Below are 22,394 nucleotides of genomic sequence, written 5' to 3' on the forward strand. Positions count from 1 at the left end.
ATGTAACCTCTCAGCCATGAATCCAGACCACACCACCTCGCGTGCGCGTTCATCGATGACCTTCGACGGCGAGGTCGCCATCGTCACCGGCGCAGGAAGAGGGCTCGGCCGTTGTCACGCCCTGGAGCTGGCCCGCCGGGGGGCACGGGTGGTCGTCAACGACCTCGGCGGCACCGTCGACGGCAGCGGCGCGTCGACGTCGGCCGCACAGGCCGTGGTCGACGAGATCACGGCCGCCGGTGGCACGGCGATCGCCGAGACATCCTCGGTGGCGACCGAGGACGGGGGCGCGGCGATCGTCGCGGCCGCGATGGATGCCTTCGGCCGGGTCGACATTCTGGTGAACAACGCCGGGATCCTGCGTGACGCGGCGTTCAAGAACATGACCGCCGACCAGGTCGACGCGGTGATCGCCGTCCATCTCCTCGGGGCGTTCAACGTGACCCGTGCGGTCTGGCCGGTGATGCGGGAGCGGAACTACGGCAGAATCGTCCACACCACCTCTGGTACAGGGCTTTTCGGCAACTTCGGACAGGCGAACTACGGCGCGGCGAAAATGGGGCTGGTCGGCATGATGCACGTGCTGTCCATCGAAGGCGCGCGCAACAACATCGCGGTCAACGCAATCGCGCCGATCGCCCGGACCCGGATGACCAAGGACATCATGGGTGAGGCGGGAAAGGCGATGGACCCCGAGCTGGTCACACCCGTCGTCGTCTACCTCGCACACCGCTACTGCGACCGCACGGCCCATGTCTACTCGGTGGGCGGAGGGAAGGTGTCGCGGGTGTTCATCGGAGTGACGAGCGGGATCGAGGATCCGGCGCTGACCGCGGAATCGGTCGCCGACTCGATCGACACGATCGACGATCCGTCGGCGTTCGTCATCCGCGGAGGGCCCGCACCGCGCTGACAGCGATCAGCACCCACGGAACTTGGGGGGACGACGCTGCGCGAACGCGGCCAGCCCCTCCTGGAGGTCGCTGGTCCGAGACACCACCTCTTGCGCCCACGCCTCCTGCTCGAACGCGCGGTCGCGCCCGGACTCCGAGGACACCTTCAGCAGGCGCTTGGTCAGACCCAGCATCACCGTCGGACCCTGCGCGAGCCGGCCGGCGAGCTCGGCGGCGACACCGTCCACGTCCGACGGGGCGACAACCCGGTTCACCAGACCGAGGTCGGCGCAGGTCGCGGCATCGACGGGTTCGCCGAGCATCAGCAACTCGGTTGCCTTGCGCAATCCGACGATCCGCGTCAGAAGATGGACCGCGCCGGAATCAGGCAGGATCCCCCGATTCACGAACGCCTCGACAAGGCGCGCCTCGCTCGACATCACGACCAGATCGCAGGCAAGCACCAGGCTCGCCCCGGCTCCCACCGCCGTGCCGTTGACCGCGGCGACCACCGGCTTGTCACAGTCGAGCACCGCGCTGATCAGTCGCTGCCAGCCCTGCTGCAACATCTTGGCGATATCGCCGGCCCGGCGTTCGCTTCTCGGCGCGGCGGCACTCGCCTCGGCCGCGTGCGCCGACAACCCGGCACCGCCACAGAAGTGCTTCTGCCCGGCAGCGCAGAGCAGGACCGCGCGGACGGCCGGGTCGTCGTGGGCCGCGGCGAAAGCCTCCGTGAGGGCATCACGGGCCAACGGCGACAACGCGTTTGCGGTCTGAGCGCGGTCAATCGTGATGCGTTGGACACCGTCGCGCACACTGACGGTTATCCCCGGTTCTTGTGTTTCCATCGTGTCGCCCCTACTGCGTTAACGGCATTTCCGCTTTTCGGGTATGTTAATTCTCGCTGCCGCCGCGATACCCATATCACCACGACGAGGAGGCATTTCATGGCAGAAACGGCCTCCCAGACGGGGCAGATCACCGACGAGGGTCTGGCCAGGTTGCGCGCGACCATCGGCATCCCGGTCCCCAACCCCCAGCCGCCGCACTACACCCGCCCCAACGAGGACGCATTCCGGCACGTGGCGGAGAGCTACGGCGACGCGAACCCGCTGTGGACGGACCCCGAGTACGCCGCCAAATCCGTCTGGGGCGGATCCATCGCGCCGCCGGCTCTCATCGGAGGGGACACGCTGATCGGCGAGGACGAGGTGCCGGTGCTCTCCGATGAGGAACGCGAACTCACCCGCGGTGACCCGCTGCGGGGGGTGCATGCGTTCTACGCGTCCTCGGCGCGGGAATGGTGGGCTCCGTTGCGTGCGGACCATCGGGTGTTCCGGCGCAGCGCGCTGGTCGCGGCGCTGGACAAGGGCAGCGAGTTCGCCGAGCGCGCCGTGCACGAATGGTCCGCGCAGGTCTACCGCGACGACGACGGAACCATCCTGGGCGGCCAGTACCGCAACATGATCCGGACCGAACGCAGCAAGGCTCGAGGACGCAAGAAGTACGCCGCCGTGGAGCCGAAGACCTGGAGTCCTGAGGAGATCGCCGAGATCGACAGCCGCTACGCCCGTGAAGTCCCCCGGGGCGCGGAACCCCGCTGGTGGGAGGACGTCACCGAGGGGGATGCCCTGGGCCCGCTGACGAAGGGCCCCCTCACCGTGACCGACATGGTGTGCTGGCATGTCGGCATGGGCACGGGCATGTACGGGGTTCTACCGCTGCGCCTGGCCTGGCACAACCGCCGGCGCATCCCCCGCTTCTACACTCCGGACGCCAACGGCGTGCCCGACGTCCGGCAGCGGGTGCACTGGGAGCCCGACGCCGCCCGAAACGCCGGGAATCCCACGACTTACGACTACGGCCGGATGCGCGAGACCTGGTTGATCCACCTCTGCACGGACTGGATGGGTGACGACGCGTGGCTGTGGAAGCTGGACTGCGAATTCCGGTTGTTCAACTACGTCGGTGATCTACACACGATCTCGGGCACGGTGACCCGCAAGTACCTCGCCGACGGAGGACGCCCGGCCGTTGACGTCGAACTGGCCGCAACCAGCCATCGGGGCGAGGTCACCGCCCCCGGACATGCCACGATGCTCCTGCCCAGCCGTGACCGGGGCCCGGTCCGGCTCCCTTGTCCACCGGGCGGCGCAACCGATCTGACCGAACTCCTGGCCGCGGTGTCGGCCCGATTCGCCGAACACTGAGCACCACATGGACTATCCGAGTGCGCCCGGCCTGCTGGCCGAACAGCAGGGGCCAGTGCTGCGGCTGACGCTGGATCGCCCGGATCGCCGCAATGCGGTCGACGATACGATGCTCGACGCGTTGATCGCCCACCTCGCGGCCGTGGGCACCGATGAGTCAGTGCGGGTCATCCGTATCGATGCCACAGGCCCGGACTTCTGCGCGGGGTCGGACCTGATCGCCAACAACGTCAGATCCGAACGCAAGCCGCGCGTCGGGAGCACCCAGCGGCGACTTCCCAACAAGGCAAACAGGCTCATCCCGCTGATGACCGAGACCCAGGTGCCCATCGTCGCGGTGGTGCGTGGCTGGGCGGCAGGGCTCGGCTTTCATCTGGCGCTGGCCTCTGACTTCTGCGTCGCGGCCGACACCGCCAGATTCTGGGAACCGTTCATGGCACGCGGGTTCACCCCCGACAGCGGCGCGGCGTGGCTGCTCCCCCGGGTCATCGGGATGGTGCGCGCGCGCAGACTGCTGATGCTCGGCGAGGAACTGTCCGGGTCTGCGGCCGCGGAGTGGGAGGTGATCCACCACGCATGCGCGGAGGAAGACCTGGACCGCAGCGCCGCCGCACTCGTCGCCACCCTCGCCAAGGCGCCGACGGTGGCGCTCGGCCTGACGAAATGGCTGCTGCACAGCGGAATCGGCCTCGATCTGGACCGCCACCTGCACAATGAGGCGATGGCGCTCGAGCTCTCCAGCCGCAGTGAGGATTTCAAAGAGGGGCTGGCCGCGTTCCGCGACAAGCGCGACGCGGAGTTCCGCGGGCGATGAACCAGAGGACGGTCGGGCGCGGCACCGAATACCAGCGACTGACGGTGTCGACCGCCGACGGAGTCGGATGGCTGATCCTGGACCGGCCCGAGGCGGCGAACGCGTTCGACGCCCTGATGCTCGACGAGCTCGAACAGGCCTGGGCGCAACTCGACGCCGATCCGGAGGTGCGCGTGATCGTCAACGCCGCCAACGGAAAAGCGTTCTGCACCGGCATGGACGTGGTGCAGGTGGCCCGCGACAAGGCCGCGATGCGCCTGCACTCGCGCCGGACCCGGGATGCCGAACTCAAGATCTCGTCGTGGCATTGCGGCGTCTGGAAGCCGGTGATCGCCGCGGTCAACGGTGTCGTCGCCGGCGGCGGGCTGCATCTGGTCGCTGACGCCGACATCGTCATCGCCTCCGAGGAGGCCTCGTTCGTCGACCCCCACGTGTCGGTCGGACAGGCTGTCGCGTACGAGGCGATCACGCTCATCCGGAAGTCCCCGATGGAGGCGATCACCCGGATGGCGTTGAGCGGAAAGGGCGAACGGATATCTGCCGAGCGTGCGCGCGAGTTGGGGATCGTCTCCGAGGTCCTTCCGGCCGACCGGCTGCGCTCCGCTGCGGCGTCGCTGGCGACCGCCGTCGCCGCCAACTCGCCGACCGCACTGCGTGCCACCAAGAAGGCGCTGTGGCGGTCGCTGGAGGTCGGGCTGAGCCAGGCCCGACACGAAGCCGCCGAGCAGATCTGGCGCCTGCGTGACCATCCCGACCACGCCGAGGGCGCTCGCGCCTGGCGGGACAAGCGTCGTCCGCTGTGGCAACCCGTCAACTCGGTGGAGGTGCCGTGACCTATCGAAGGCTCATCGTGGAACGCCGCGGCCCGGTCGGCTGGATCATCAACGACCGCCCGGACCGGCTCAACGCCTACGACACCGTGATGCGGGCCGAGTTCCCCAGAGCGTGGGCCGAATTGGACGCCGATCCGCAGGTCCGGGTCATCGTGCACACCGGCAACGGCAAGGCGTTCCAGGTCGGTGCCGACATGGAAGAACTCGACGGCGAGTCGGTGCTTCAGTTCCAGGAGACGATGCGCACGCTCGACCTGAAGCTGACGGCCTGGCACTGCAACGTCGGCAAGCCGGTCATCACCGCGATCAACGGCGTGTGCGCCGGGGGTGGCCTGCACTGGGTGGCCGACGCCGACATCGTCATCGCGTCGTCGAACGCCACCTTCCTCGATCCGCATGTGTCGATCGGTCAGGTCAGTGCGTTGGAGACGATCGCGTTGATGCGCAAGATGCCCGCCGAGGCGGTCATGCGCATGGCACTCGTCGGCAGCCATGAGCGGCTCACCGCTCAGCGTGCCTACGAACTCGGCATGATCAGCCAGGTCGTCGATCCCCCCGAGACACTCCGTGACGTCGCCCAGCAACTCGCCGAGAAGATCGCGAAGAACTCCCCGTCGGCGATGCGCGCGACCAAGCGCGCGCTGTGGGGTGCGCTGGAACTGGGTCTCACCGATGCCTGCCGCGAAGGCGCCAAGCACCTGACGTCGATGTGGGGTCACCCCGACCAGAACGAAGGCCCGCTCGCATTCGCCGAGAAGCGAACCCCGGAGTGGCAACCACTGGAGAAGGATGCATGAGCCTGGCGAAGCTGCTCGGCGACGCGCCCGAGATCGCCGTGCACACAGTGGATGCCGACGTCACGCGAGAAGAGGTGTCGGCCGGCGCGGACGTTCTGGCCACGCTGCTCAGCGCTTCCGGGGTGGAGGTCGGTCAGGTGGTGGCGGCGATGCTGCCCAACGAGCCGACCACGGTGGCCGCGCTGTTCGGGACCTGGCGTGCCGGAGGCGTCTACACCCCGTTGAATCCTCGGGCGGCGGACGCCGAGCTGAGCTCCCAGCTCGAAACACTCTGTCCCGTCGCCGTCGTCACCACCGCCGATCACGCACCCCGGTTCGCGGACTTCGGCCTGCCCGTCCACGTCTGCAACGGGTCGGGGTGGACGGTCCTCCCCGCGGCCCGTCCCGCCGTCGGGACCCCGCGTCGTTACGACCCCGATGTCGCGCTGCTGCAGTTCACCTCGGGCACCACGGGGGCACCCAAGCCTGTTCCGCTGCGGCATGCGACCGTGGTCGACCTGATCGACCGACTGCTCGCAAAGCTGCGAGGCTCCAAAACCGGTGCTGAAGAATCGAAACGGGCGCCGAAGAAGGCGCCGATGCCGAACCTGGTGCCGTTGTCCCTGTCGCTGTGGGCCGGGATCTATCAGGTGCTGTTCGCGTTCCGGGCGGGCGCCGGCGTCATCCTGATGGATCGCTTCACCCCGGGCGAGTTCGCGACCCTGATCGGCCGCCATCAGCTGCGCTCGACAGTGTTGCCCCCAGCCGCGCTGACGATGGTGCTGCACGACGAGACCGTCACCGACCTTGCCCCGCTGAAGATCGTCCGGTCGATCACCGCACCGCTGTCACCAGTGCATGCCGCCCGCTTCCGCGACAAGTTCGGTGTGCTGGTGCTCAATTCCTACGGCCAAACCGAACTCGGCGGCGAAGTGGTCGGTTGGTCGGCCGCCGATGCGCGGGAGTTCGGCGAGGCCAAACTCGGCTCCGTCGGCAGGCCCCTCCCCGGCATCGACGTGATGATCTCCGAGGACGAGGTTCTGGTGCGCACCCCCACCACCGCGGCCCGCAAGATCGATCCGGCGTTTCACGACAGGCTCACCGACGAGGGCTGGTTCCACACCGGCGACCTGGGCTGGTTCGACGACGACGGATTCCTGTGGCTCGACGGGCGGGTCTCCGACATGATCAATCGCGGCGGCCTCAAGGTGTTCCCCGGAACCGTCGAAGATGTGCTGATGGAAGCCGACGGCGTCCGGGAAGCAGCGGTCGTCGGCGTGCCCGATGACCGCCTCGGCGAGGTGCCGTGGGCCTTCGTGGTCCGCAAGGACGAGGCCGTCACGGAACAGGGGCTGATCCAGTGGTGCCGCGACCGGCTGACGCCCTATCGGGTGCCGGTGCGTGCGGTCTTCGTCGAACGGTTGCCCCGCAACGACGTCGGAAAGGTGCTCAAGAAGGAGTTGACCAGCCTCGCCGGAACAGGTGCGACGCGACGGTGATCAGCCGTCCGCCCGCGCCGTCGTCGTAGCCCAGCGTGCGCGTCGCGAGGGTGCCCGTGGCGGAATTCTGATCCCCGACCACCTCGGACACGTACCGGAACGGCCCGGCCTTGCCGCGTGCGAGAAACATGACGTGCGACGAGACGCCGGTGATCGCGTCGCTGCCCGCCGCTTCGGTCGCGATTTCCCTGGCGGCCGCCTCGAGCACGACGAACTGCGGTCCGATGTGCAGCGCCGCATCAGGCGATGCGACATCGACGGTCAGCTCGGGCAGCGACCACGTCTGCTCGTCGACCCGGGCTCCCCCGAACACCTGCCACAACGGCGGCAGGTCCTCCGAATCCACCACCACGATGGGCTCGACCACCATCTTTCCCAGACCCTCGGGGGGAACACCGATCGAGACGCCCTGGCCTTCGGTCAGTGCCAGCACCCGGTCGGGGTGATCGGCGTCCACGATCAGCGAACGGCTGTAGGACATTCGCTGCCCACGCTTGAGATCCTCCGTGCGGACCTCGAACCGGCGCACATCGACGCCTGGATCGAGAATCTGGCACGAGTGCACGACCGGATTGGGAACCGCCTCCATGTCGGTGACCAGGCCGCCCTCAGGGGATGCGATGCCGTAGACGGCCAACAGGATCCCTCCTGCGCCGTCGCGCATGTCGTGGCGGACAGTAACGGTGTCGTCGGCGGGGCCGACGTTCATGGAGCCGTGGTTGCGCCCGAGGTAGCGGTAGCTCAGCAACCCGCCCCAGCGCCGCTGCAGTTCGGCCGCGTAGGCGGCAGGATCATCGGTGAGCTCCCTGATATCCCGGATCACGCTGTCGGCCAACCTTTCCCCGTCGCCTTCTGAGAGAGCGACTGTTCTCAACTCAGGAGAACGATGCTATCGCCATGGGAAAGCACGCGCGAGCATTACGCACTGCGACACAGCACGAGCGGCCTCGGGGCTGCTTAGGTGTGGCCTTGCGGGCCGCAATGCTTGACATGCAAGCGAGTACTTGCCTATCGTCGGCGGCGTGGATGACGCCGAGCAGGCCGATGTCTCCAAGGTGGATGTCTTCAAGGTGGATGTCTTCAAAGCGCTTGCCGACCCGACCCGCCGCACCATCCTCGATGAACTGACCGATCACGACGGACAGACGCTCTTTGAGATCTGCGCGCGCCTGACCACCAAGCACGGCATCAGCTCATCGCGCCAGGCGACCTCGCAGCATCTCGGTGTGCTCGAAAACGCCGGGCTGATCCGGAGCCGGCGCGAAGGCCGGTACAAGTTCCACTATCTCGACACCGCACCGCTGCTCGAGATCGCCGACCGCTGGTTGCAGCCCGGTGAGCAGAAGGAAGGATCGGCATGAGAATCAGGTACACCAGCGTGATGGTCGACGACCAGGAGAAGGCGCTTCGGTTCTACACCGACGTCCTCGGATTCCTCGTCAAACACGACGTGCCGATGGGAGACGCTCGATGGATCACCGTCGTGTCGCCCGAGAACCCGGCCGGCACCGAGCTGGTGCTCGAACCCGACGCGCATCCGGCCGTGCGGCCGTTCAAGGACGCCCTGGTCGCCGACGGCATTCCGTTCACGGCGTTCGTCGTCGTCGACGTGCGCGCGGAGTACGAGCGGCTGCGCGGCCTCGGCGTCACTTTCACCCAGGAACCCACCGATATGGGCCCGGTGACCACCGCCGTCCTCGATGACACCTGCGGCAATCTGATCCAGATCCAAAGCGCCACGCGCTAGCCGCGCCGGCGACGGCGTTCTGGTGGATTACTGACCGGCATGTGTGCGTTCCCTTCGATGAGAACCCGACTGTCCAGGAGCGAACATGCCTGAAACCAAAATCACCGCCATTTACGACAACCCGCTCGATCCCGCCGCGTTCGAATCAGCCTATGAGTCAGAGCAACTGGAAGCGGCCCGTCGCATTCCGGGACACATCCGCCTGGAAGCTTCGAAGGTCTGGCCAAAGGAGGATGGGAGCCCGACGCCTGCGTACCGCATGATCGACCTGTACTTTACGGATTACGACGCGGCAAGCGCCGCCGTGCAGACCCCGGAGGCCGGCGCCTTCTTCGAGGCGCTCGGCCGACTGTCCACCGGCGGTGTGCGAGTGCTGTTCTCGGAGATCGAGACCACCGCAGGCTGAAGACACCACGCGCCCGTCAGAGGACCTTGGACAGAAATTCCTGCAGTCTGGGGTGTTTCGGGTTGTCGAAGATCTCCGCCGGTGTCCCCTCCTCGACGATGTGACCGTCGGCCATGAAGATCACCCGTGACGCGACCTCACGGGCGAACCCCATCTCGTGGGTCACCACCACCATCGTCATCCCGGCAAGGGCCAGCGCCCGCAATACCTCCAGCACATCGCCGACCATCTCCGGGTCGAGCGCGCTGGTGGCTTCGTCGAACAGCATGATCGACGGATTCATCGCCAGCGCCCTGGCGATCGCGACGCGCTGCTTCTGACCGCCCGAGAGTGTCGACGGTTTCACGTCCGCCTTTTCGGCCAGCCCGACCTGTGCGAGTAGGTCGCGTGCTTTCTTCTCGGCCTCCGCCTTGTCCATCTTCTTGGTGAGCAGCGGTGCGAGGGTGATGTTCTCCAGCACCGTCATGTGCGGGAACAGGTTGAAGTGCTGGAACACCATGCCGATGTGCTGACGCACCTTGTCGAGGTCGACTTTGGGATCGGTGAGGTCGAAATCGTCGATCACGACCCTGCCGCCGGTGATGTCCTCCAGCTTGTTCAGGCACCGCAGCAACGTCGACTTCCCCGAACCCGACGGACCGATGACGCAGACGACCTCGCCGTGGGTGACGGTGGTGTCGATACCGTCGAGCACCACCAGTTCACCGAATGCCTTCTTCAGACCCTCGATCCGGATCTTCACCGTGCCGGGGGGCTCGGCGGCCACGGCTTCGGGTATCAGTTCACTCATTTGACGAGCCGCCTCTCCAGCCGGTCGGACAGTTTGGTCAGCGCCATGATGACGACGAAGTAGATGACGCCGACGATCAACCACATCTCGAACGCCTTGTAGTTGCCGGCGATGATGATGCGACCGCTCTGGGTCAACTCGGCGATGCCGAGCACCGACAGGATCGAGGTGTCCTTGAGGGTGATGACGAACTGGTTGATGTACGACGGGATCATGGTCCGTATCGCCTGCGGCAGAATGACTTTTCGCATGGTGGGCAGGTAACCGATACCCAGGCTGCGGGCGGCTTCCATCTGTCCCTTGTCGACCGAAAGGATGCCGCCGCGGACGATCTCGGTCATGTAGGCGCCCGCGTTCAGCGACAGTGTGATGATGCCGGCGGTCACCGCCGACATCTGGAAGCCCATCGTCGCCGGGATGCCGAAGTAGATGAAGAACGCCTGCACCAGTAGCGGTGTGCCGCGGAAGATGTCGACGAACGTGGTGCCGATCGCCCGCAGCCAGATCGACCGGGACACCCTGGCCAGCCCGAAGAGAACACCCAGGATCAGGGCGAAGAAGATCGAGACGACGGTCAGGATGATCGTCATCTTCAGGCCTGCCAGCAGCATCGGGCTCGTGCTCTTGATCAGGCCGAACAGGGAGTTGTCGCCGGCTGCCGCTTCCTCACCGAGATAGGTCTGCAGGATCTCGTCGTAGCGGCCCTGCGCCTTCAGGTTCTCCAGGCCGGCGTTGAACTTCTGCAGCAGTTCGGCGTTCCGGCCTTTGTTGACCGCGAACCCGTATCCGGTCGGATCTTCCTTGGGCGTCACGGTTTTGAATCCGTTGCCCTGCGCTATGCCGTACAGCAGCACCGGGTAGTCCTCGAAGACCGCCACCGAGTTCCCGGTCTTCACCTCGTCGAACATCGTCGAGGAGTCGGCGAACGACACGACGTCGAAGCCGTACTGGTCCTTGATCGAGTTCGCGAAATCCGAACCCTGGGTGCCGTTCTTGACCGATACCCGTTTGCCCCGCAGGTCCTCGTAGGACTTGATGTCTTCGTTGTCTTCGAGGACCGCCATCTGGATACCGGATTCGAAGTACGGTTCGGAGAAGTCGAAGACCTTCCTGCGCTCGTCGGTGATCGACATACCGGCGATGACGCCATCGACCTGGTTGGCCTGCACGGCCTGCAGTGCGGCGTCGAAACCGAGCGGCTTGATGTCGACGGTGAAGCCCTGATCCTCGGCGATCGCCCGGATGAGGTCCATGTCGATACCGACGAAGTCGCCGCTGGCATTCTGGAATTCGAACGGCGCGAACGTGGTGTCGGTGGCGACGGTATAGGTTTCGCCTTCTGCGGCGGCCGTAGCCGGCAGTGCCAGAGCGGCCCCGAACAGACCGACGAGGATACCGGCGATCAGTATTCGCAGCCTGCGCGTCCGGCCCCTCGGCGATTGGGGGCTACCGCCCGACATCCTCTTGGCTCCCATGTTGGCCTCCCGATCCCGCCGGCGTCTGCCACGCTAGACGCTATCGCCGCCGAGTTGCCTTCGCGCGATCTCACCCGAATCTGCGTGTCGCACCGAGAGCGCCGGTGCCGATGTTCCGGCGACCTTCGATACAGAGTCAATTTGCCTGCGGCGCGCGGTGGGGACCACTGAGAAGCGTTTGCACAGTTCACAATGCCGAGCCGAGATGCCCCGGACCAGTAGTTAGTTAGCCACCGCAGCCTGCCACGCCTCCGGCCGGCTCGGCCGGCGGCTGTTCTACACTCACGCTGTGGACGTCAATGGAACAAGCGCAATTGTCACCGGCGGTGCCTCGGGCATCGGCGCCGCGACCGCCCGACTGCTGGCATCCCAGGGTGCCCGCGTCGTCATCGCCGATCTGCAGGCGGAGCGCGGTCAGGAACTCGCACACGAGATCGGCGGCGTGTACGTCAGTGTCGACGTGACCGACACCTCGCAGATCGAAGACGCGGTGAACACCGCTGCCGACCTCGGGCCGCTCCGTTCGCTCGTCAACTCGGCCGGAATCGGTTGGGCGCAGCGCACGATCGGTAAGGACGGCGAGTTCGCCTCGGCGCACAACCTGGACGCGTACAAGAAGGTGCTCGCGATCAACCTGGTCGGAACCTTCGACTGCATCCGGCTGGCGGCGACGGCGATGAGCCGGCTCGACCTCACCGAGTCCGGCGAACGCGGCGCGATCGTCAACATGACCAGTGTGGCGGCCTTCGACGGCCAGATCGGCCAGGCCGCGTACTCGTCGTCCAAGGGTGGCGTCGTCGGTCTGACCCTGCCGGTGGCCCGCGATCTCGCTGCTGTCGGGATCCGGGTGAACACGGTCGCCCCGGGCCTCATCGACACGCCGATCTACGGCGAGGGACCCGACTCGGAGGCGTTCAAGGCCAAGCTCGGCGAGTCGGTGCTCTACCCGCGCCGTCTCGGCAAGCCCGAGGAACTGGCCTCGATGGTGGTCGAGCTGATCAACAACTCCTACATGAACGCCGAAGTCGTGCGCGTCGACGGCGGAATCCGGATGCCACCCAAGTAGTTCGTCCCGCAGACCCGGCCGCCTCTCAGACGGCCGGGTCTTTGCTTTTTCGGGAACGGCGCCAACGCGCAAGGCATCGAACGCCCGCGGCTCTACTGCCCGGCGGTATCCCGCGCGACAGTCAGGAGTCGGACGGGCAATCGATCGACACCGTTGCGACGGGCTTGGTCGCTGTGTTGACCCCCGACACGGAGCACATCCCGAGAGGCATGTTCGCCGCTTCGCCGTCGACCCAGTTGAACTGGACGTCGTAGCCCTCGTGGGCAAGGTTCTCAATGGTCTGGGCGGGCGACACGACGGCCTGCGGCGGCGGATCGGCGTGGGCGAACGGAGCGAAGGCCAGCACGGCGGCCGGTCCCGCGACGGACAAAGCGGTGATGATCCCTCGGGTGCACGCCATGGCGGTCCTTTCGCTCGGACAGGTGACCGTTCGACGGTATCGCCGGCACCCAGCGGATTCGCTTCGCAATCTCTGCAGATTCGCTGTGACCTTCCTGGTCGCGCGGTGACGACACGTGCGGCTTTCTGGTCACCCTGAGCGCAAAGGTGGTCCTCATCGGGGCAGCGCCGTCTACTTGTGCCGATCCGTGCTCATCGGCATAACTTCCCCGGAGGCCCCTTCATGTTCCGCCACCTTGCGCGCACCGCCCTGACACTCGTTGTCCTCGGTTCGGCCGTCGCCTGCGGTAGCGGCGGTGACGGTTCCGACGGCTACACCCTGCGCATCGGTGCCACCTCCCCGACGGGCACCCCGGCCGGCTCGCTGGGATGGGGCGACAAAGAGGGGATCCTCGCCAGGGAGCTCAAAGAGGCCGGTGTCGACAAGATCGAGTACTCGTTCTTCCAGTCCGGCAGTGACGTCGCATCGGCGCTGATCGCGGGCGCCGTCGACGTGGCGGCAATCGGCGACAATCCCGGCCTGCGGACGCGCAGCAAGAATCCCGAGGTGGTCCTGCTCAGCCTCGACTCGATCAACGGGGACGCCTGGCTGGTCGGCGCCAAGGGCGGACCGACCGACATCGAGGGGCTCGTCGGCAAATCGGTGACCGCGCCCCAGGGCACCATCCGTGACAGGGCGGCCAAGCAACTGATCGACGCCGCAGGACTGACCGGCAAGATCCAGGTGCGTGATGTCCCGACCCCCGAATCGATCGCCGGCCTCAGCTCCGGCCAGATCGACGCCACGGTCGTCACCGGCGCCAGCGCGATCGAGTTGGAGCACAAGGGCTTCCCGATCATCGACAGCCTGGGCCGACACGGAATGGGTAGTACGGGCACCAACATCGCGCTGACCCCCTTCCTCGACCAGCACCCCGGATTCGCCGACGCGTGGCGCACCGCGGTCACCGCCGTCAACCGGGACATCCGGGACAACTTCGACGAGTACGCCCAGTGGGTCGCCCAAACAGACGGCACCGAGCTCGAATTCGTGAAGGAATCCACCCGGCCCGACGAGTTCAACACCGAACCGTTCCCGGCCGAAGGCGTCGACCAGCTTCAAGCGGCCTACGATTTCCTGGACGCCGACGGGTCCCTGGAGAACTCGTTCGACGTGCGTGAGTGGGCCGGAGCCAAGTCGTGACCGCGGTCGCCGCGCAGCAACGTTCCGCGGCCCCCGCCGCCACCCCGGAACTTGTCGACGTCGTCGCCAAAAACGGCCGTAGGCGTGGACTTTGGGCCCGGATCCCGCGCCCGGTGCGCCGCATGGTCAGCCCGGTGCTGATCCTGGCCGCATGGGGCATCGGCTCGGCCACCGGCTTGCTCAACGAGGACCTGTTCCCGCCTCCCTCGGACGTCGCTGTCACCGCGTGGCGACTGCTGACCGACGGTCAGCTCGCGCTGCACGTGGGCACCTCGACCACCCGGGTGCTGATCGGCACCGTCCTGGGCATCACGTTGGGCGTGGTGCTGGCGGTACTGGCCGGGTTGACCCGCACCGGTGAGGACCTCCTGGACTGGAGCATGCAGATCCTCAAGGCCGTCCCGAACTTCGCGCTGACCCCGCTGCTCATCATCTGGATGGGTATCGGCGAGGGACCCAAGATCGTGCTGATCACCCTTGGCGTCGCGATCGCGATCTACATCAACACCTATTCCGGCATCCGCGGTGTGGATCAGCAGCTGGTGGAGATGGCGCAGACACTGGAGGCGCGGCGCTCCACGCTGATCACCCAGGTGATCCTGCCCGGCGCGATGCCGAACTTCCTGATCGGACTGCGCCTCGGACTGTCCAGCGCATGGCTGAGCCTGATCTTCGCCGAGATGATCAACACCACCGAGGGCATCGGATTCCTGATGTCACGGGCCCAGACCAACCTGCAGTTCGACGTCTCGCTGCTGGTGATCGTCATCTACGCGGTGCTCGGGCTCGCGTCCTACGCGCTGGTCCGGCTGCTGGAACGGGTTCTGCTGTCGTGGCGCAACGGCTTCGCCGGTTTCGAGGCAGCGGTATGAGCGCCGCGGTGGTCTCGGTGCGTGGCCTGCGTCGCGCATTCGGCGCCCAACAGGTCCTCGACGATCTCGACCTGGACATCGCCGACGGCGAGTTCGTCGCGATGCTGGGCCGCTCCGGCTCCGGCAAGAGCACGCTGCTGCGCATCCTCGCCGGTCTCGACGGCCAGGCCGAGGGGTCGGTGATCGTGCCGCGCTCGCGTGCGGTCGTCTTCCAGAATCCACGCCTGCTGCCCTGGCGCCGCGCGCTGGCCAACGTCACATTCGCGCTGCCCGACGGCGGACCGGACGCCCCGAGCCGGGCCGCCCGCGGGCAGGCCGCGCTCGAGGAGGTCGGGCTCGCCGACAAGACCCGCGCATGGCCGCTGTCGCTGTCCGGTGGTGAGGCCCAGCGTGTTTCGCTGGCCCGGGCGCTGGTGCGTGAACCCGACCTGCTGTTGCTGGACGAGCCGTTCGGTGCGCTCGACGCGTTGACCCGGCTCAAGATGTATCGGCTGCTGCACGAGTTGTGGTCGCGTAGGCACATGGCCGTCCTGCATGTCACCCACGACGTGGACGAGGCGATCCTGCTCGCCGACCGGGTGGTCGTGCTGTCCGACGGCAAGGTCTCGCTGGACCGCGATGTCGATCTGCCGTTCCCGCGCAGCCGCGGCGACGACGGATTCGACGAACTGCGCCGTGTTCTGCTGGCCGAACTGGGTGTGCAGGAGGAGGTCGGGCATGACCGAAGCCGGTGACGTCGACACACACCACACAGACGTCCTGGTGCTCGGCGGCGGCCCGGCAGCCACCTGGGCCGCGATCGCGGCCGCCGAGGCGGGCAGCCGGGTCACGTTGGTGGACAAAGGTTACTGCGGTACCAGTGGGGCCACCGCCGCCGGCGGCAACAACCTGTGGTTGATCCCGCCCGGTCCGCGCCGCGACGAGTCGATCCGCGAGCGAGAGGCCGCCGCCGGCGGCCTGACCGACGCCGACTGGATGGCGCGGGTGCTGTCCGCGTCCTGGGATCGCGTCGAACAGCTGGCGTCGTGGGGATATCCGTTCCCGGTCGGCGACGACGGGCGCCAGCTGCGCAGCAGCCTGCAGGGACCCGAGTACATGCGCCGGATGCGACGCAAAGCCCACCGCAGCGGGGTGCGGATCCTCGACCACCACCCGGCCACCGCGCTGACCACCGACGGCGACGGAGTCGTCAACGGCGCCAACGGGATCGCCCGTCAGGACGGCGGTCGGCCGTGGCGTATCGCGGCGGGCGCGGTGGTTCTCGCCACCGGCGGCACCGCGTTCCTGTCCGGGTCGTTCGGCACCAACGTCGACACCGGTGACGGGTTCCTGATGGCCGCCGAGGTCGGGGCTCACCTGTCCGGCATGGAGTTCAGCACCGCCTACGCGTTGGCACCGGAATGGGGCACCCACACCAAAGGCCGAATGCTGCAGTGGGCCAGTTTCTACGATGAGCAGGGCCGGCCGTTCCCGACCGAGCGCGGGCTGGCCGGACGCCAGGACGCGCAACGGGCACTGGCGCAGGGCAAGCGGGTGTTCGCGCGTCTGGACCGCGCGCCCGAGCACATCCGGCAGACGATGCGTGACGCGCAGCCGAACTACTTCCTGCCACTGGACAAGGCGGGCATCGACCCGTTCGTGACGGCCTATCCGCTGCGCATGGTCTATGAGGGTTCGGTGCGTGGCACCGGCGGGCTGCGGCTCACCGGCGCCGACTGCGCCACCACTGTTCCGGGGTTGTTCGCCGCCGGCGACGCGGCCACCCGGGAGCTCATCACCGGGGCGATCAGCGGCGGCGGCAGCCACAACGGCTCGTGGGCGATCGCGTCCGGATCGTTGGCCGGGCGTGGCGCGGCCGAGTACAGCCGCCGCCGGGCGAGCGGCGGTGAGCCCGTCGAGCACGACCGCCTCGGTCTGCGGCCCGGACCCCGCAACGCGCCGAGCGTCGACGAGGTGGTCCGAGTCGCGCAGGACCACATCCTGCCGCCGAACCGCAGCCACCGGAAATCCGGCGCCCGGCTCACCGAGTCCGCGGCGGCACTGGAGGCGCTGTGGCGCGACATCTCGGCCGGGCTCGCCCCGGTGCCCGCGCGGGATGCGTACAAACCGCGGCAGGCCGTCGCGCTGGTCGCCGCGGCCCGGTGGATCACCGCGGCATCGTTGGCGCGCACCGAGACCCGGGGCATACACCGCCGCGAGGATCTGCCCGACCTCGACGACCGGTTCGCCCACCGCATCCTGGTCGGCGGCCTCGACGAGGTCTGGACTGCCCCGGACCCTGTCCTGCCCCAGCTGATCTCCGCGGAGGCCGTGGCGTGATCGAGATAGTCAGCACCGAAGCGTGCATCGCGTGCGACGTGTGCATCAAGGTGTGCCCGACCGACGTGTTCGAGCGCGGCGACGACGGGATCCCCGTCATCGCGCGTCAGTCGGACTGCCAGACCTGCTTCATGTGCGAGGCGTACTGCCCCGTCGACGCGCTGTACGTCTCCCCCATTTCGGCGCCCGCCGGGGCGGACAGCCCGCACACCGACGAGGACGCGGTGGTGCGTGCCGGGTTGTTCGGCGGTTACCGCGAGCTGGTCGGGTGGGGTCGCGGACGCACTTCCGGTGCGCTGCGTGACCGCAATCCGTTGCTGAAAGCGGTTCCGCCGCTGAGTGAATCGCGGTTGCCGTCACCGGCGACGGTGGCGGGCACGCCGTGGAACCACCCGGAGCAGGCGGTCGACTAGCCCTGGTTGCGGTTCCATTCGATCCAGCCGGTCCCGGCGCGGCCGTCGGCGGTCGTGACGCTCCCCCACGCCCGTGGGAACTGGCTCACCCGCCCCTCCGGCGAGGTGAGCAGAACCGGCGCCTGGCCACGCAGGTCGATGGTCGCCGAGATACCGCCCGGCGCGAAGTCGAGTGTCGCCGACTGCGGTAAGTCGTTGTCCGCGAACGTGGTTTGCGTCTTCACCGTGGTGAGCTCGACCAGCGGCTCGCCGGCGCGCTGCACGTAGCCGACCGACAGCGGCGGCGCTCCGGGGATCAGGATCTCGACGCCGTGGATGTGGGTGCCGTCCTCGAGGTGGAACGCGCTCCACACCCAGTCCATCCCCCACCAGTCCCGCGCCGCCCAGGAGTGGTCTCGCTGGCCGGCCGAGTCGGTGAACTCGTAGGTGTGCCCGTCCGCGGTCACTGTGCCGGTGACCGTGCACGGGATCTCATAGCGCGGCGACACCCGGTATAGATAGGGCGCTCCGACGCTGGTCCAGGTCAGGTCCATCGCCAGGTCGACGGGCCGCCCGGTCTCACCGCGCAGCAGACCCGCCGGGTCGTCGTAGGCCTGACCGCGCCCGCGCAGCGTGACGCGATAGGTCTGCAGCGGCTCCGCGGCGTCCTGGGTCAGTTCGATGCCGTCAGCGACCACCCGGGTGTGATCGTCAGCCGACGGGGCCTGGAAGTCCAGCACCGCGATCGTCGGTAGCCCGGGTCCGCACAACAGCCCGTTGATCCATGTGTGCCCCTGGTTCGGGATCAGGCCCAAGCGGATCCACCCACCGACGCCCTGTGCCGGATCGGCGAAGTCGAAGTACCAGCTCTCACTCCACAGCGTCTCGTCCGTGGGCTCGTGCCGCCCCTCGTCATCGGCGTTGGGCCGCAACGGCTCCGGCATCGTCGGGTCGGGCAGGATGGCCAGCGCATCGGTGTCGAGTACGTGCTGGCAGTGCCGGGTGATCATCGCCATGAACATCTCGTCGCCGCGCTCGGTGCGCCCGACGAGCATCGGGGACACGATCGACATCAGGACTCCGAAGAAGCTCTGCCGGCGCACCCCGTCGCGCACGTCGTCGATCGACACTTCCGAGTCCGGGCCCAGCGCCTGGTGGTAGGCCGCCAGCAGCGCGTCGTAGTGGGCGCGGCGCACCTCGATCGGCAACGATCCGCCGAGGAAGTACGCGACGTCGGTGAATGCCGGTCCCCACGTGACGGTCTGCCAGTCCACGGCCGTCAGCGGCCGGTCGGCCCCGTCTTGGCCGAACAGCATGTTGTCCAGCCGGAAATCACCGTGGACCAGGCCGCGCGGGGAACCGGCGGCATCCTCGGCGGCCATGTACGCGTCGAACGACGCCACCAGTCGCTCGCACACCTCGACGTGTTCCGGGGCGATCTGGTCGCGGTAGCGCTCGATGTAGCCGGCGTACAGCGCAGCCACCAACCCCTGGTTCACCGGCGATTCCCGATTGATCCAGTCCGCGCCTTCGAGGGCCTCGTTACCCAGCAGCGGACCGTGCACGAGGCCCAGTTGGGTCATCGCCAGCTTGGCCTGTTCCGCTGTGGCGCCGCGGATCTCGTCACCTACGGTGGCCGGGGTGGCATCGGCAAGCAGAAGGTCGAACGCGCCGGTGTCAGGGTCATAGGCGGCGTGATGGCACGGCGCGACCGGACCGTCGAGGCCGGGGGCGATATCGGTGTAGAACCGCACCTCGCGCTCGTAGAGCCCCATCGCCAGACCGGTCTGGCGGCTGCTCGGTTCGGCCGCGGCGACCTTGAGCACGACCGACGCGGGACCGGTCGCACCGTCTGCGTAGCGCAGCTCGACGCGGTAGCACTCGCTCATCTGCCCGGTGCCGATGCGATCGGTGGTGAAGCCGACGACCGGCCCCTCTCCGATCACGGAGGTCAGCCATTCGGGGGTCAGATCGGCGGGACGTTCGATCAGTCGCGGGCGTGTCGAGGAGCTCACCCGGTCAAGGTATAGCAGCGCCCGCGTGGCCACGATCACAACCACCGAAAAAGTTGACTGTTGTCAAAAAATGCAGGTGAGGCTGTGGTTAACGGCCGTCAACTGCGGGTAGCCTGCGACTCGGCATCCACGGAGGGCAGATGAAGGTACTGATCACCGGAGGTACGGGGTTCGTCGGCGCGTGGACGGCGAAGGCCGCCCAGGACGCCGGTCACGAGGTCCGGTTCCTGGTTCGCAACCCCGACCGGCTGAAGACCAGCGCCGCCCAGATCGGCGCGGACATCAGCGACCACGTGACGGGCGACATCGCCGACAGCGAGACCACCGCGGCGGCGCTGGACGGCTGCGACGCAGTGATCCACTGCGCGGCAATGGTTTCCACCGACCCGAGTCGGGCGGACGAGATGCTGCACACCAATCTCGAGGGTGCGCGCAACATCCTCGGCGGCGCGGTGCGGGCGGGGATCGATCCTGTCGTGCACGTGTCGAGTTTCACCGCGCTGTTCCGTCCCGGCCTCGACGTGCTGCACGCCGACCTACCGGTGGTGGGCGGCAGCGATGGCTACGGCAGGTCGAAGGCCGCCGTCGAGGCCTACGCGCGCGGACTGCAGGACGGCGGCGCACCGGTGAACATCACCTACCCCGGCATGGTGCTCGGCCCGCCGGCCGGTGACCAGTTCGGCGAGGCGGCCGACGGTGTCGAGGCGTCGGTGAAGATGCGCGGCGTCCCCGGGCGGGGTGCGGGCTGGGTGGTGATCGATGTTCGAGACCTCGCCGCGCTGCACGTGGCCCTGCTCGAACCCGGCCGCGGTCCTCGCCGGTACATGGCGGGCGGACAGCGGGTTTCGGTCTCTGAGCTGGCGACGATGATCGGCACCGCTGCAGACCAGTCCATCCTGGTCTACCCCGTCCCCGATGTCGCGCTGCGCAGTGCGGGGCGGCTGCTGGACGTGGTGGGGCCGTACCTGCCGTTCGAGACGCCGATCAACTCCGCGGCGATGCAGTACTACACGCAGATGCCCGAATCCGATGACACCCCGAGTCAGCGCGACTTCGGGCTCACCTGGCGCGATCCCGCCGACACGATCGCCGACACCCTCGAGGGTCTGCGGAAGGTGGGCCGGCTCTAACCGTCGGTCTGCCGGGCGAGGACACCACGCAGCACGAGGTCGGCCAGCTGCGCCGCCGCGGCCTCGAGGTCTGCCACCTTGCGCACCACGACGGCGTACCACGCCGCGCCCGCGATCACGTCCATCACGGTGTCGGCGTCGGTGCCGACGCGCACTGTCCCGTCGGCCTCACCGTGCTGCAGCTGCCCGGCCAACTGCCGCCGCGCCGCCGCCTCGAGCCTGTCGTCGATCAACCTGCGCATCGCCGGTTCCAGTCGGAGATCATGCAACAGGCCGGGAATCGCTTCCCGGGTAACGGGATCGGCATACAGCGTCAGCGCCCCGCGGCAGAGGCGGGTGATCTCCGCGGCCACGTCGTCCTCGCACGCGGAGGTACCGGGATCCGGAAACGCGGCCTCGTGGATGAGGTGGGCCTTCGAACGCCAGCGCCGGTAGATGGCGGGTCTGCTGACCCTGGCCGTGGCGGCGATCAGGTCGATCGAGGTCGCCGAATACCCGCGGGTGACGAGGAGTTTGCGGGTCGCTTCCAGGACGGCCTCGTCGATGGCCGGGTCGCGGCGGGAACCGTGCGGCCGGCGAGCCGGGTCGCGCACCGCGGAGAGGCCGGTGGTGTGGTTGATCAATACCGTCCCCCGTCTGTCCCAGGATCGATACAGTGTCGCACAGCTAATTGTCGTTACAGTCAGTAATTGCGAATCGACCGTGGGATCGACCAGTGCAGGTCAATCGGGCCGGTTGACCACACGCAGCCGGAGTGCGGCCGCGGTGGCCGGTCCCACGATGCCGTCCACCGTCAGTCCTGGTGTGCGGCGCTGGAACTCACGGACCGCGGCCTCGGTCTTCGCCCCGAACACACCGTCGATTCGAAGGTGGCCCGCATACGCGGCGTAGGCCTGTTTCAGGCGCCGCTGCAGCTCGGCGACCTGCGGACCCGTCGCTCCCCGGAGTAGCAGCATGGCGCCGTGCCCGCCGTCCGGGACAACGCCGATCCGCACCGCGATGTCGCGTCGCAGCACATCCATGTCGATGGCACCGGGGTCCCATTTGCCTTGGGCACGGCCTGCGTACTCCTTGTGGCCGATGGTGCGCTCCGCCGGGTACCCGAGACGCCGGCAGATCGCGGCGCAGGCGGCGACGAGCGCGTCGTACTGGGCGTCGGGCCAGTTACGGCGGTGCGGCGCCGTCGGGCTCGTGCCGGTGTTGGCACATTCGATCCCGATGGTGTGCCAATTCCCCATGTTCGTGGGCAACCACGGATACCTCCCGACGCCGGCGTGCCACGCGACACCGGCGGCCACGACGGTCACCGTCCCGTTGCGGGCGATGTGCAACTGCGACAGCGGGCCGGGTAGGTCGGGCCGTCCGTGGGCGATGGACTCCGCGGCGGCGGCGTTGGAGCCGGTGTGGTGGACCATGATGCCGCGGACGTCCTCGAACACGCCATGCCCGCGGCGACGCCAGCCCGGGAATTCGACGACGGCGATTCCCTCGGCGCGCAAAACCTCGGCCAGCCAGACCGGGTCGCCGCGCCAACCGCCCGGCTGGGGCATGCGATCACACCTCCTGAGAACGTCG

General features: G+C 67.8%; 24 protein-coding genes. 16 read left to right on the forward strand and 8 right to left on the reverse strand.

The features are described from left to right. Nucleotides 1-55 precede the first annotated feature (55 nt). Complete coding sequence (locus BST38_RS12935) at nucleotides 56-913, forward strand: SDR family NAD(P)-dependent oxidoreductase (RefSeq protein ID WP_083143759.1); 858 nt, start codon at nucleotides 56-58, stop codon at nucleotides 911-913. Nucleotides 914-919: 6 nt separating this feature from the next. On the opposite strand, the gene BST38_RS12940 is transcribed toward BST38_RS12935, so the two are convergent. Further along, nucleotides 920-1,645 (reverse strand): enoyl-CoA hydratase/isomerase family protein, encoded by a 726-nt coding sequence (locus BST38_RS12940; protein WP_237160783.1) that lies wholly within the window; start codon nucleotides 1,643-1,645, stop codon nucleotides 920-922. 195 nt (nucleotides 1,646-1,840) lie between these two features. On the opposite strand from BST38_RS12940, the gene BST38_RS12945 reads away from it, so the two are divergent. The 5 genes from BST38_RS12945 to BST38_RS12965 are packed head-to-tail and all read left to right on the forward strand — an operon-like array spanning nucleotide 1,841 to nucleotide 7,025. After that, entirely contained in the window at nucleotides 1,841-3,103 is a 1,263-nt protein-coding gene (locus tag BST38_RS12945; protein WP_083143716.1) for a hotdog family protein, read from the forward strand. Between the two features lie 7 nt (nucleotides 3,104-3,110). Beyond that, nucleotides 3,111-3,917 (forward strand): enoyl-CoA hydratase/isomerase family protein, encoded by an 807-nt coding sequence (locus tag BST38_RS12950; RefSeq protein ID WP_083143717.1) that lies wholly within the window; start codon nucleotides 3,111-3,113, stop codon nucleotides 3,915-3,917. Beyond that, nucleotides 3,914-4,750: an enoyl-CoA hydratase/isomerase family protein gene (locus tag BST38_RS12955; RefSeq protein ID WP_083143718.1), complete on the forward strand. Its 837-nt coding sequence runs from the start codon at nucleotides 3,914-3,916 to the stop codon at nucleotides 4,748-4,750. Before BST38_RS12950 ends, BST38_RS12955 begins: the two co-directional genes overlap by 4 nt. Further along, nucleotides 4,747-5,547, forward strand: a complete 801-nt coding sequence (locus BST38_RS12960) for an enoyl-CoA hydratase/isomerase family protein (RefSeq protein WP_083143719.1) — start codon at nucleotides 4,747-4,749, stop codon at nucleotides 5,545-5,547. The genes BST38_RS12955 and BST38_RS12960 overlap by 4 nt, the downstream gene beginning before the upstream one ends. Continuing rightward, nucleotides 5,544-7,025, forward strand: a complete 1,482-nt coding sequence (locus BST38_RS12965; protein ID WP_083143720.1) for a class I adenylate-forming enzyme family protein — start codon at nucleotides 5,544-5,546, stop codon at nucleotides 7,023-7,025. Before BST38_RS12960 ends, BST38_RS12965 begins: the two co-directional genes overlap by 4 nt. Here the strand turns inward: BST38_RS12965 and BST38_RS12970 are convergent. Further along, a complete protein-coding gene (locus BST38_RS12970; protein ID WP_083143760.1) occupies nucleotides 6,976-7,848 on the reverse strand; it encodes a hypothetical protein in 873 nt (290 codons plus the stop codon). The genes BST38_RS12965 and BST38_RS12970 overlap by 50 nt on opposite strands. A 199-nt stretch (nucleotides 7,849-8,047) precedes the next feature. Here BST38_RS12970 and BST38_RS12975 point away from each other — a divergent pair, with 199 nt between their 5' ends. The 3 genes from BST38_RS12975 (at nucleotide 8,048) to BST38_RS12985 (ending at nucleotide 9,178) form a co-directional block, all read left to right on the forward strand. Further along, entirely contained in the window at nucleotides 8,048-8,386 is a 339-nt protein-coding gene (locus tag BST38_RS12975) for an ArsR/SmtB family transcription factor (protein WP_237160785.1), read from the forward strand. Continuing rightward, on the forward strand, nucleotides 8,383-8,772 hold the full coding sequence (locus tag BST38_RS12980; protein ID WP_083143721.1) for a VOC family protein: 390 nt from the start codon (nucleotides 8,383-8,385) through the stop codon (nucleotides 8,770-8,772). The genes BST38_RS12975 and BST38_RS12980 overlap by 4 nt, the downstream gene beginning before the upstream one ends. A gap of 85 nt (nucleotides 8,773-8,857) precedes the next feature. Beyond that, nucleotides 8,858-9,178: an EthD family reductase gene (locus tag BST38_RS12985; protein WP_083143722.1), complete on the forward strand. Its 321-nt coding sequence runs from the start codon at nucleotides 8,858-8,860 to the stop codon at nucleotides 9,176-9,178. Nucleotides 9,179-9,194: 16 nt separating this feature from the next. Here BST38_RS12985 and BST38_RS12990 read toward each other — a convergent pair whose 3' ends face one another. Further along, a complete protein-coding gene (locus tag BST38_RS12990; RefSeq protein WP_083143723.1) occupies nucleotides 9,195-9,968 on the reverse strand; it encodes an amino acid ABC transporter ATP-binding protein in 774 nt (257 codons plus the stop codon). Further along, nucleotides 9,965-11,443, reverse strand: a complete 1,479-nt coding sequence (locus BST38_RS12995) for an amino acid ABC transporter substrate-binding protein/permease (RefSeq protein WP_083143724.1) — start codon at nucleotides 11,441-11,443, stop codon at nucleotides 9,965-9,967. The genes BST38_RS12990 and BST38_RS12995 overlap by 4 nt, the downstream gene beginning before the upstream one ends. Nucleotides 11,444-11,732: 289 nt before the next feature. On the opposite strand from BST38_RS12995, the gene BST38_RS13000 reads away from it, so the two are divergent. Then, nucleotides 11,733-12,509: an SDR family NAD(P)-dependent oxidoreductase gene (locus BST38_RS13000; protein ID WP_083143725.1), complete on the forward strand. Its 777-nt coding sequence runs from the start codon at nucleotides 11,733-11,735 to the stop codon at nucleotides 12,507-12,509. Between the two features lie 121 nt (nucleotides 12,510-12,630). Here BST38_RS13000 and BST38_RS13005 read toward each other — a convergent pair whose 3' ends face one another. Further along, entirely contained in the window at nucleotides 12,631-12,909 is a 279-nt protein-coding gene (locus BST38_RS13005; RefSeq protein WP_083143726.1) for a hypothetical protein, read from the reverse strand. Nucleotides 12,910-13,131: 222 nt separating this feature from the next. Here BST38_RS13005 and BST38_RS13010 point away from each other — a divergent pair, with 222 nt between their 5' ends. The 5 genes from BST38_RS13010 to BST38_RS13030 are packed head-to-tail and all read left to right on the forward strand — an operon-like array spanning nucleotide 13,132 to nucleotide 17,695. Then, nucleotides 13,132-14,091, forward strand: coding sequence for an ABC transporter substrate-binding protein (locus tag BST38_RS13010; protein ID WP_083143727.1), 960 nt, complete (start codon nucleotides 13,132-13,134; stop codon nucleotides 14,089-14,091). Next, nucleotides 14,088-14,963, forward strand: coding sequence for an ABC transporter permease (locus BST38_RS13015; RefSeq protein ID WP_083143728.1), 876 nt, complete (start codon nucleotides 14,088-14,090; stop codon nucleotides 14,961-14,963). Before BST38_RS13010 ends, BST38_RS13015 begins: the two co-directional genes overlap by 4 nt. Then, nucleotides 14,960-15,697: an ABC transporter ATP-binding protein gene (locus BST38_RS13020; RefSeq protein ID WP_083143729.1), complete on the forward strand. Its 738-nt coding sequence runs from the start codon at nucleotides 14,960-14,962 to the stop codon at nucleotides 15,695-15,697. The genes BST38_RS13015 and BST38_RS13020 overlap by 4 nt, the downstream gene beginning before the upstream one ends. After that, nucleotides 15,681-17,282 (forward strand): FAD-binding protein, encoded by a 1,602-nt coding sequence (locus BST38_RS13025; RefSeq protein WP_083143730.1) that lies wholly within the window; start codon nucleotides 15,681-15,683, stop codon nucleotides 17,280-17,282. The genes BST38_RS13020 and BST38_RS13025 overlap by 17 nt, the downstream gene beginning before the upstream one ends. Continuing rightward, nucleotides 17,279-17,695 carry a 4Fe-4S dicluster domain-containing protein gene (locus BST38_RS13030; protein ID WP_083143731.1) on the forward strand — a complete coding sequence of 139 codons (417 nt, stop codon included), beginning with the start codon at nucleotides 17,279-17,281 and terminating at the stop codon, nucleotides 17,693-17,695. Before BST38_RS13025 ends, BST38_RS13030 begins: the two co-directional genes overlap by 4 nt. Here the strand turns inward: BST38_RS13030 and BST38_RS13035 are convergent. Continuing rightward, the gene (locus BST38_RS13035) at nucleotides 17,692-19,689 is read right to left on the reverse strand and encodes a DUF7064 domain-containing protein (protein ID WP_083143762.1); all 1,998 of its coding nucleotides are present in this window, start codon (nucleotides 19,687-19,689) and stop codon (nucleotides 17,692-17,694) included. The two genes, BST38_RS13030 and BST38_RS13035, sit on opposite strands and share 4 nt — an antisense overlap. Before the next feature lie 140 nt (nucleotides 19,690-19,829). Between BST38_RS13035 and BST38_RS13040 the strand changes: the two genes are divergently transcribed. Further along, nucleotides 19,830-20,819, forward strand: coding sequence for an SDR family NAD(P)-dependent oxidoreductase (locus BST38_RS13040; RefSeq protein ID WP_083143732.1), 990 nt, complete (start codon nucleotides 19,830-19,832; stop codon nucleotides 20,817-20,819). On the opposite strand, the gene BST38_RS13045 is transcribed toward BST38_RS13040, so the two are convergent. After that, nucleotides 20,816-21,442, reverse strand: coding sequence for a TetR/AcrR family transcriptional regulator (locus BST38_RS13045; RefSeq protein ID WP_083143733.1), 627 nt, complete (start codon nucleotides 21,440-21,442; stop codon nucleotides 20,816-20,818). The two genes, BST38_RS13040 and BST38_RS13045, sit on opposite strands and share 4 nt — an antisense overlap. Nucleotides 21,443-21,541: 99 nt before the next feature. Further along, nucleotides 21,542-22,369, reverse strand: coding sequence for a peptidoglycan recognition protein family protein (locus BST38_RS13050; protein WP_083143734.1), 828 nt, complete (start codon nucleotides 22,367-22,369; stop codon nucleotides 21,542-21,544). Nucleotides 22,370-22,394: the final 25 nt, after the last annotated feature.

Origin of the sequence: Mycolicibacterium parafortuitum (assembly GCF_002086815.1) — a bacterium.
Classification (GTDB): Bacteria; Actinomycetota; Actinomycetes; order Mycobacteriales; family Mycobacteriaceae; genus Mycobacterium; species Mycobacterium parafortuitum.

What these genes read in the sequence shown, in the direction of transcription:
- BST38_RS12985 (WP_083143722.1), top strand. Translation starts at nt 8,858, where the DNA reads ATGCCTGAAACCAAAATCACCGCCATTTACGACAACCCGCTCGATCCC.
- BST38_RS13040 (WP_083143732.1), top strand. Translation starts at nt 19,830, where the DNA reads ATGAAGGTACTGATCACCGGAGGTACGGGGTTCGTCGGCGCGTGGACG.
- BST38_RS12990 (WP_083143723.1), bottom strand. Translation starts at nt 9,968, where the DNA reads ATGAGTGAACTGATACCCGAAGCCGTGGCCGCCGAGCCCCCCGGCACG.
- BST38_RS12980 (WP_083143721.1), top strand. Translation starts at nt 8,383, where the DNA reads ATGAGAATCAGGTACACCAGCGTGATGGTCGACGACCAGGAGAAGGCG.
- BST38_RS12945 (WP_083143716.1), top strand. Translation starts at nt 1,841, where the DNA reads ATGGCAGAAACGGCCTCCCAGACGGGGCAGATCACCGACGAGGGTCTG.
- BST38_RS12995 (WP_083143724.1), bottom strand. Translation starts at nt 11,443, where the DNA reads ATGGGAGCCAAGAGGATGTCGGGCGGTAGCCCCCAATCGCCGAGGGGC.
- BST38_RS13010 (WP_083143727.1), top strand. Translation starts at nt 13,132, where the DNA reads ATGTTCCGCCACCTTGCGCGCACCGCCCTGACACTCGTTGTCCTCGGT.
- BST38_RS12950 (WP_083143717.1), top strand. Translation starts at nt 3,111, where the DNA reads ATGGACTATCCGAGTGCGCCCGGCCTGCTGGCCGAACAGCAGGGGCCA.
- BST38_RS12965 (WP_083143720.1), top strand. Translation starts at nt 5,544, where the DNA reads ATGAGCCTGGCGAAGCTGCTCGGCGACGCGCCCGAGATCGCCGTGCAC.
- BST38_RS13050 (WP_083143734.1), bottom strand. Translation starts at nt 22,369, where the DNA reads ATGCCCCAGCCGGGCGGTTGGCGCGGCGACCCGGTCTGGCTGGCCGAG.
- BST38_RS12935 (WP_083143759.1), top strand. Translation starts at nt 56, where the DNA reads ATGACCTTCGACGGCGAGGTCGCCATCGTCACCGGCGCAGGAAGAGGG.
- BST38_RS13020 (WP_083143729.1), top strand. Translation starts at nt 14,960, where the DNA reads ATGAGCGCCGCGGTGGTCTCGGTGCGTGGCCTGCGTCGCGCATTCGGC.
- BST38_RS13025 (WP_083143730.1), top strand. Translation starts at nt 15,681, where the DNA reads ATGACCGAAGCCGGTGACGTCGACACACACCACACAGACGTCCTGGTG.
- BST38_RS13005 (WP_083143726.1), bottom strand. Translation starts at nt 12,909, where the DNA reads ATGGCGTGCACCCGAGGGATCATCACCGCTTTGTCCGTCGCGGGACCG.
- BST38_RS12955 (WP_083143718.1), top strand. Translation starts at nt 3,914, where the DNA reads ATGAACCAGAGGACGGTCGGGCGCGGCACCGAATACCAGCGACTGACG.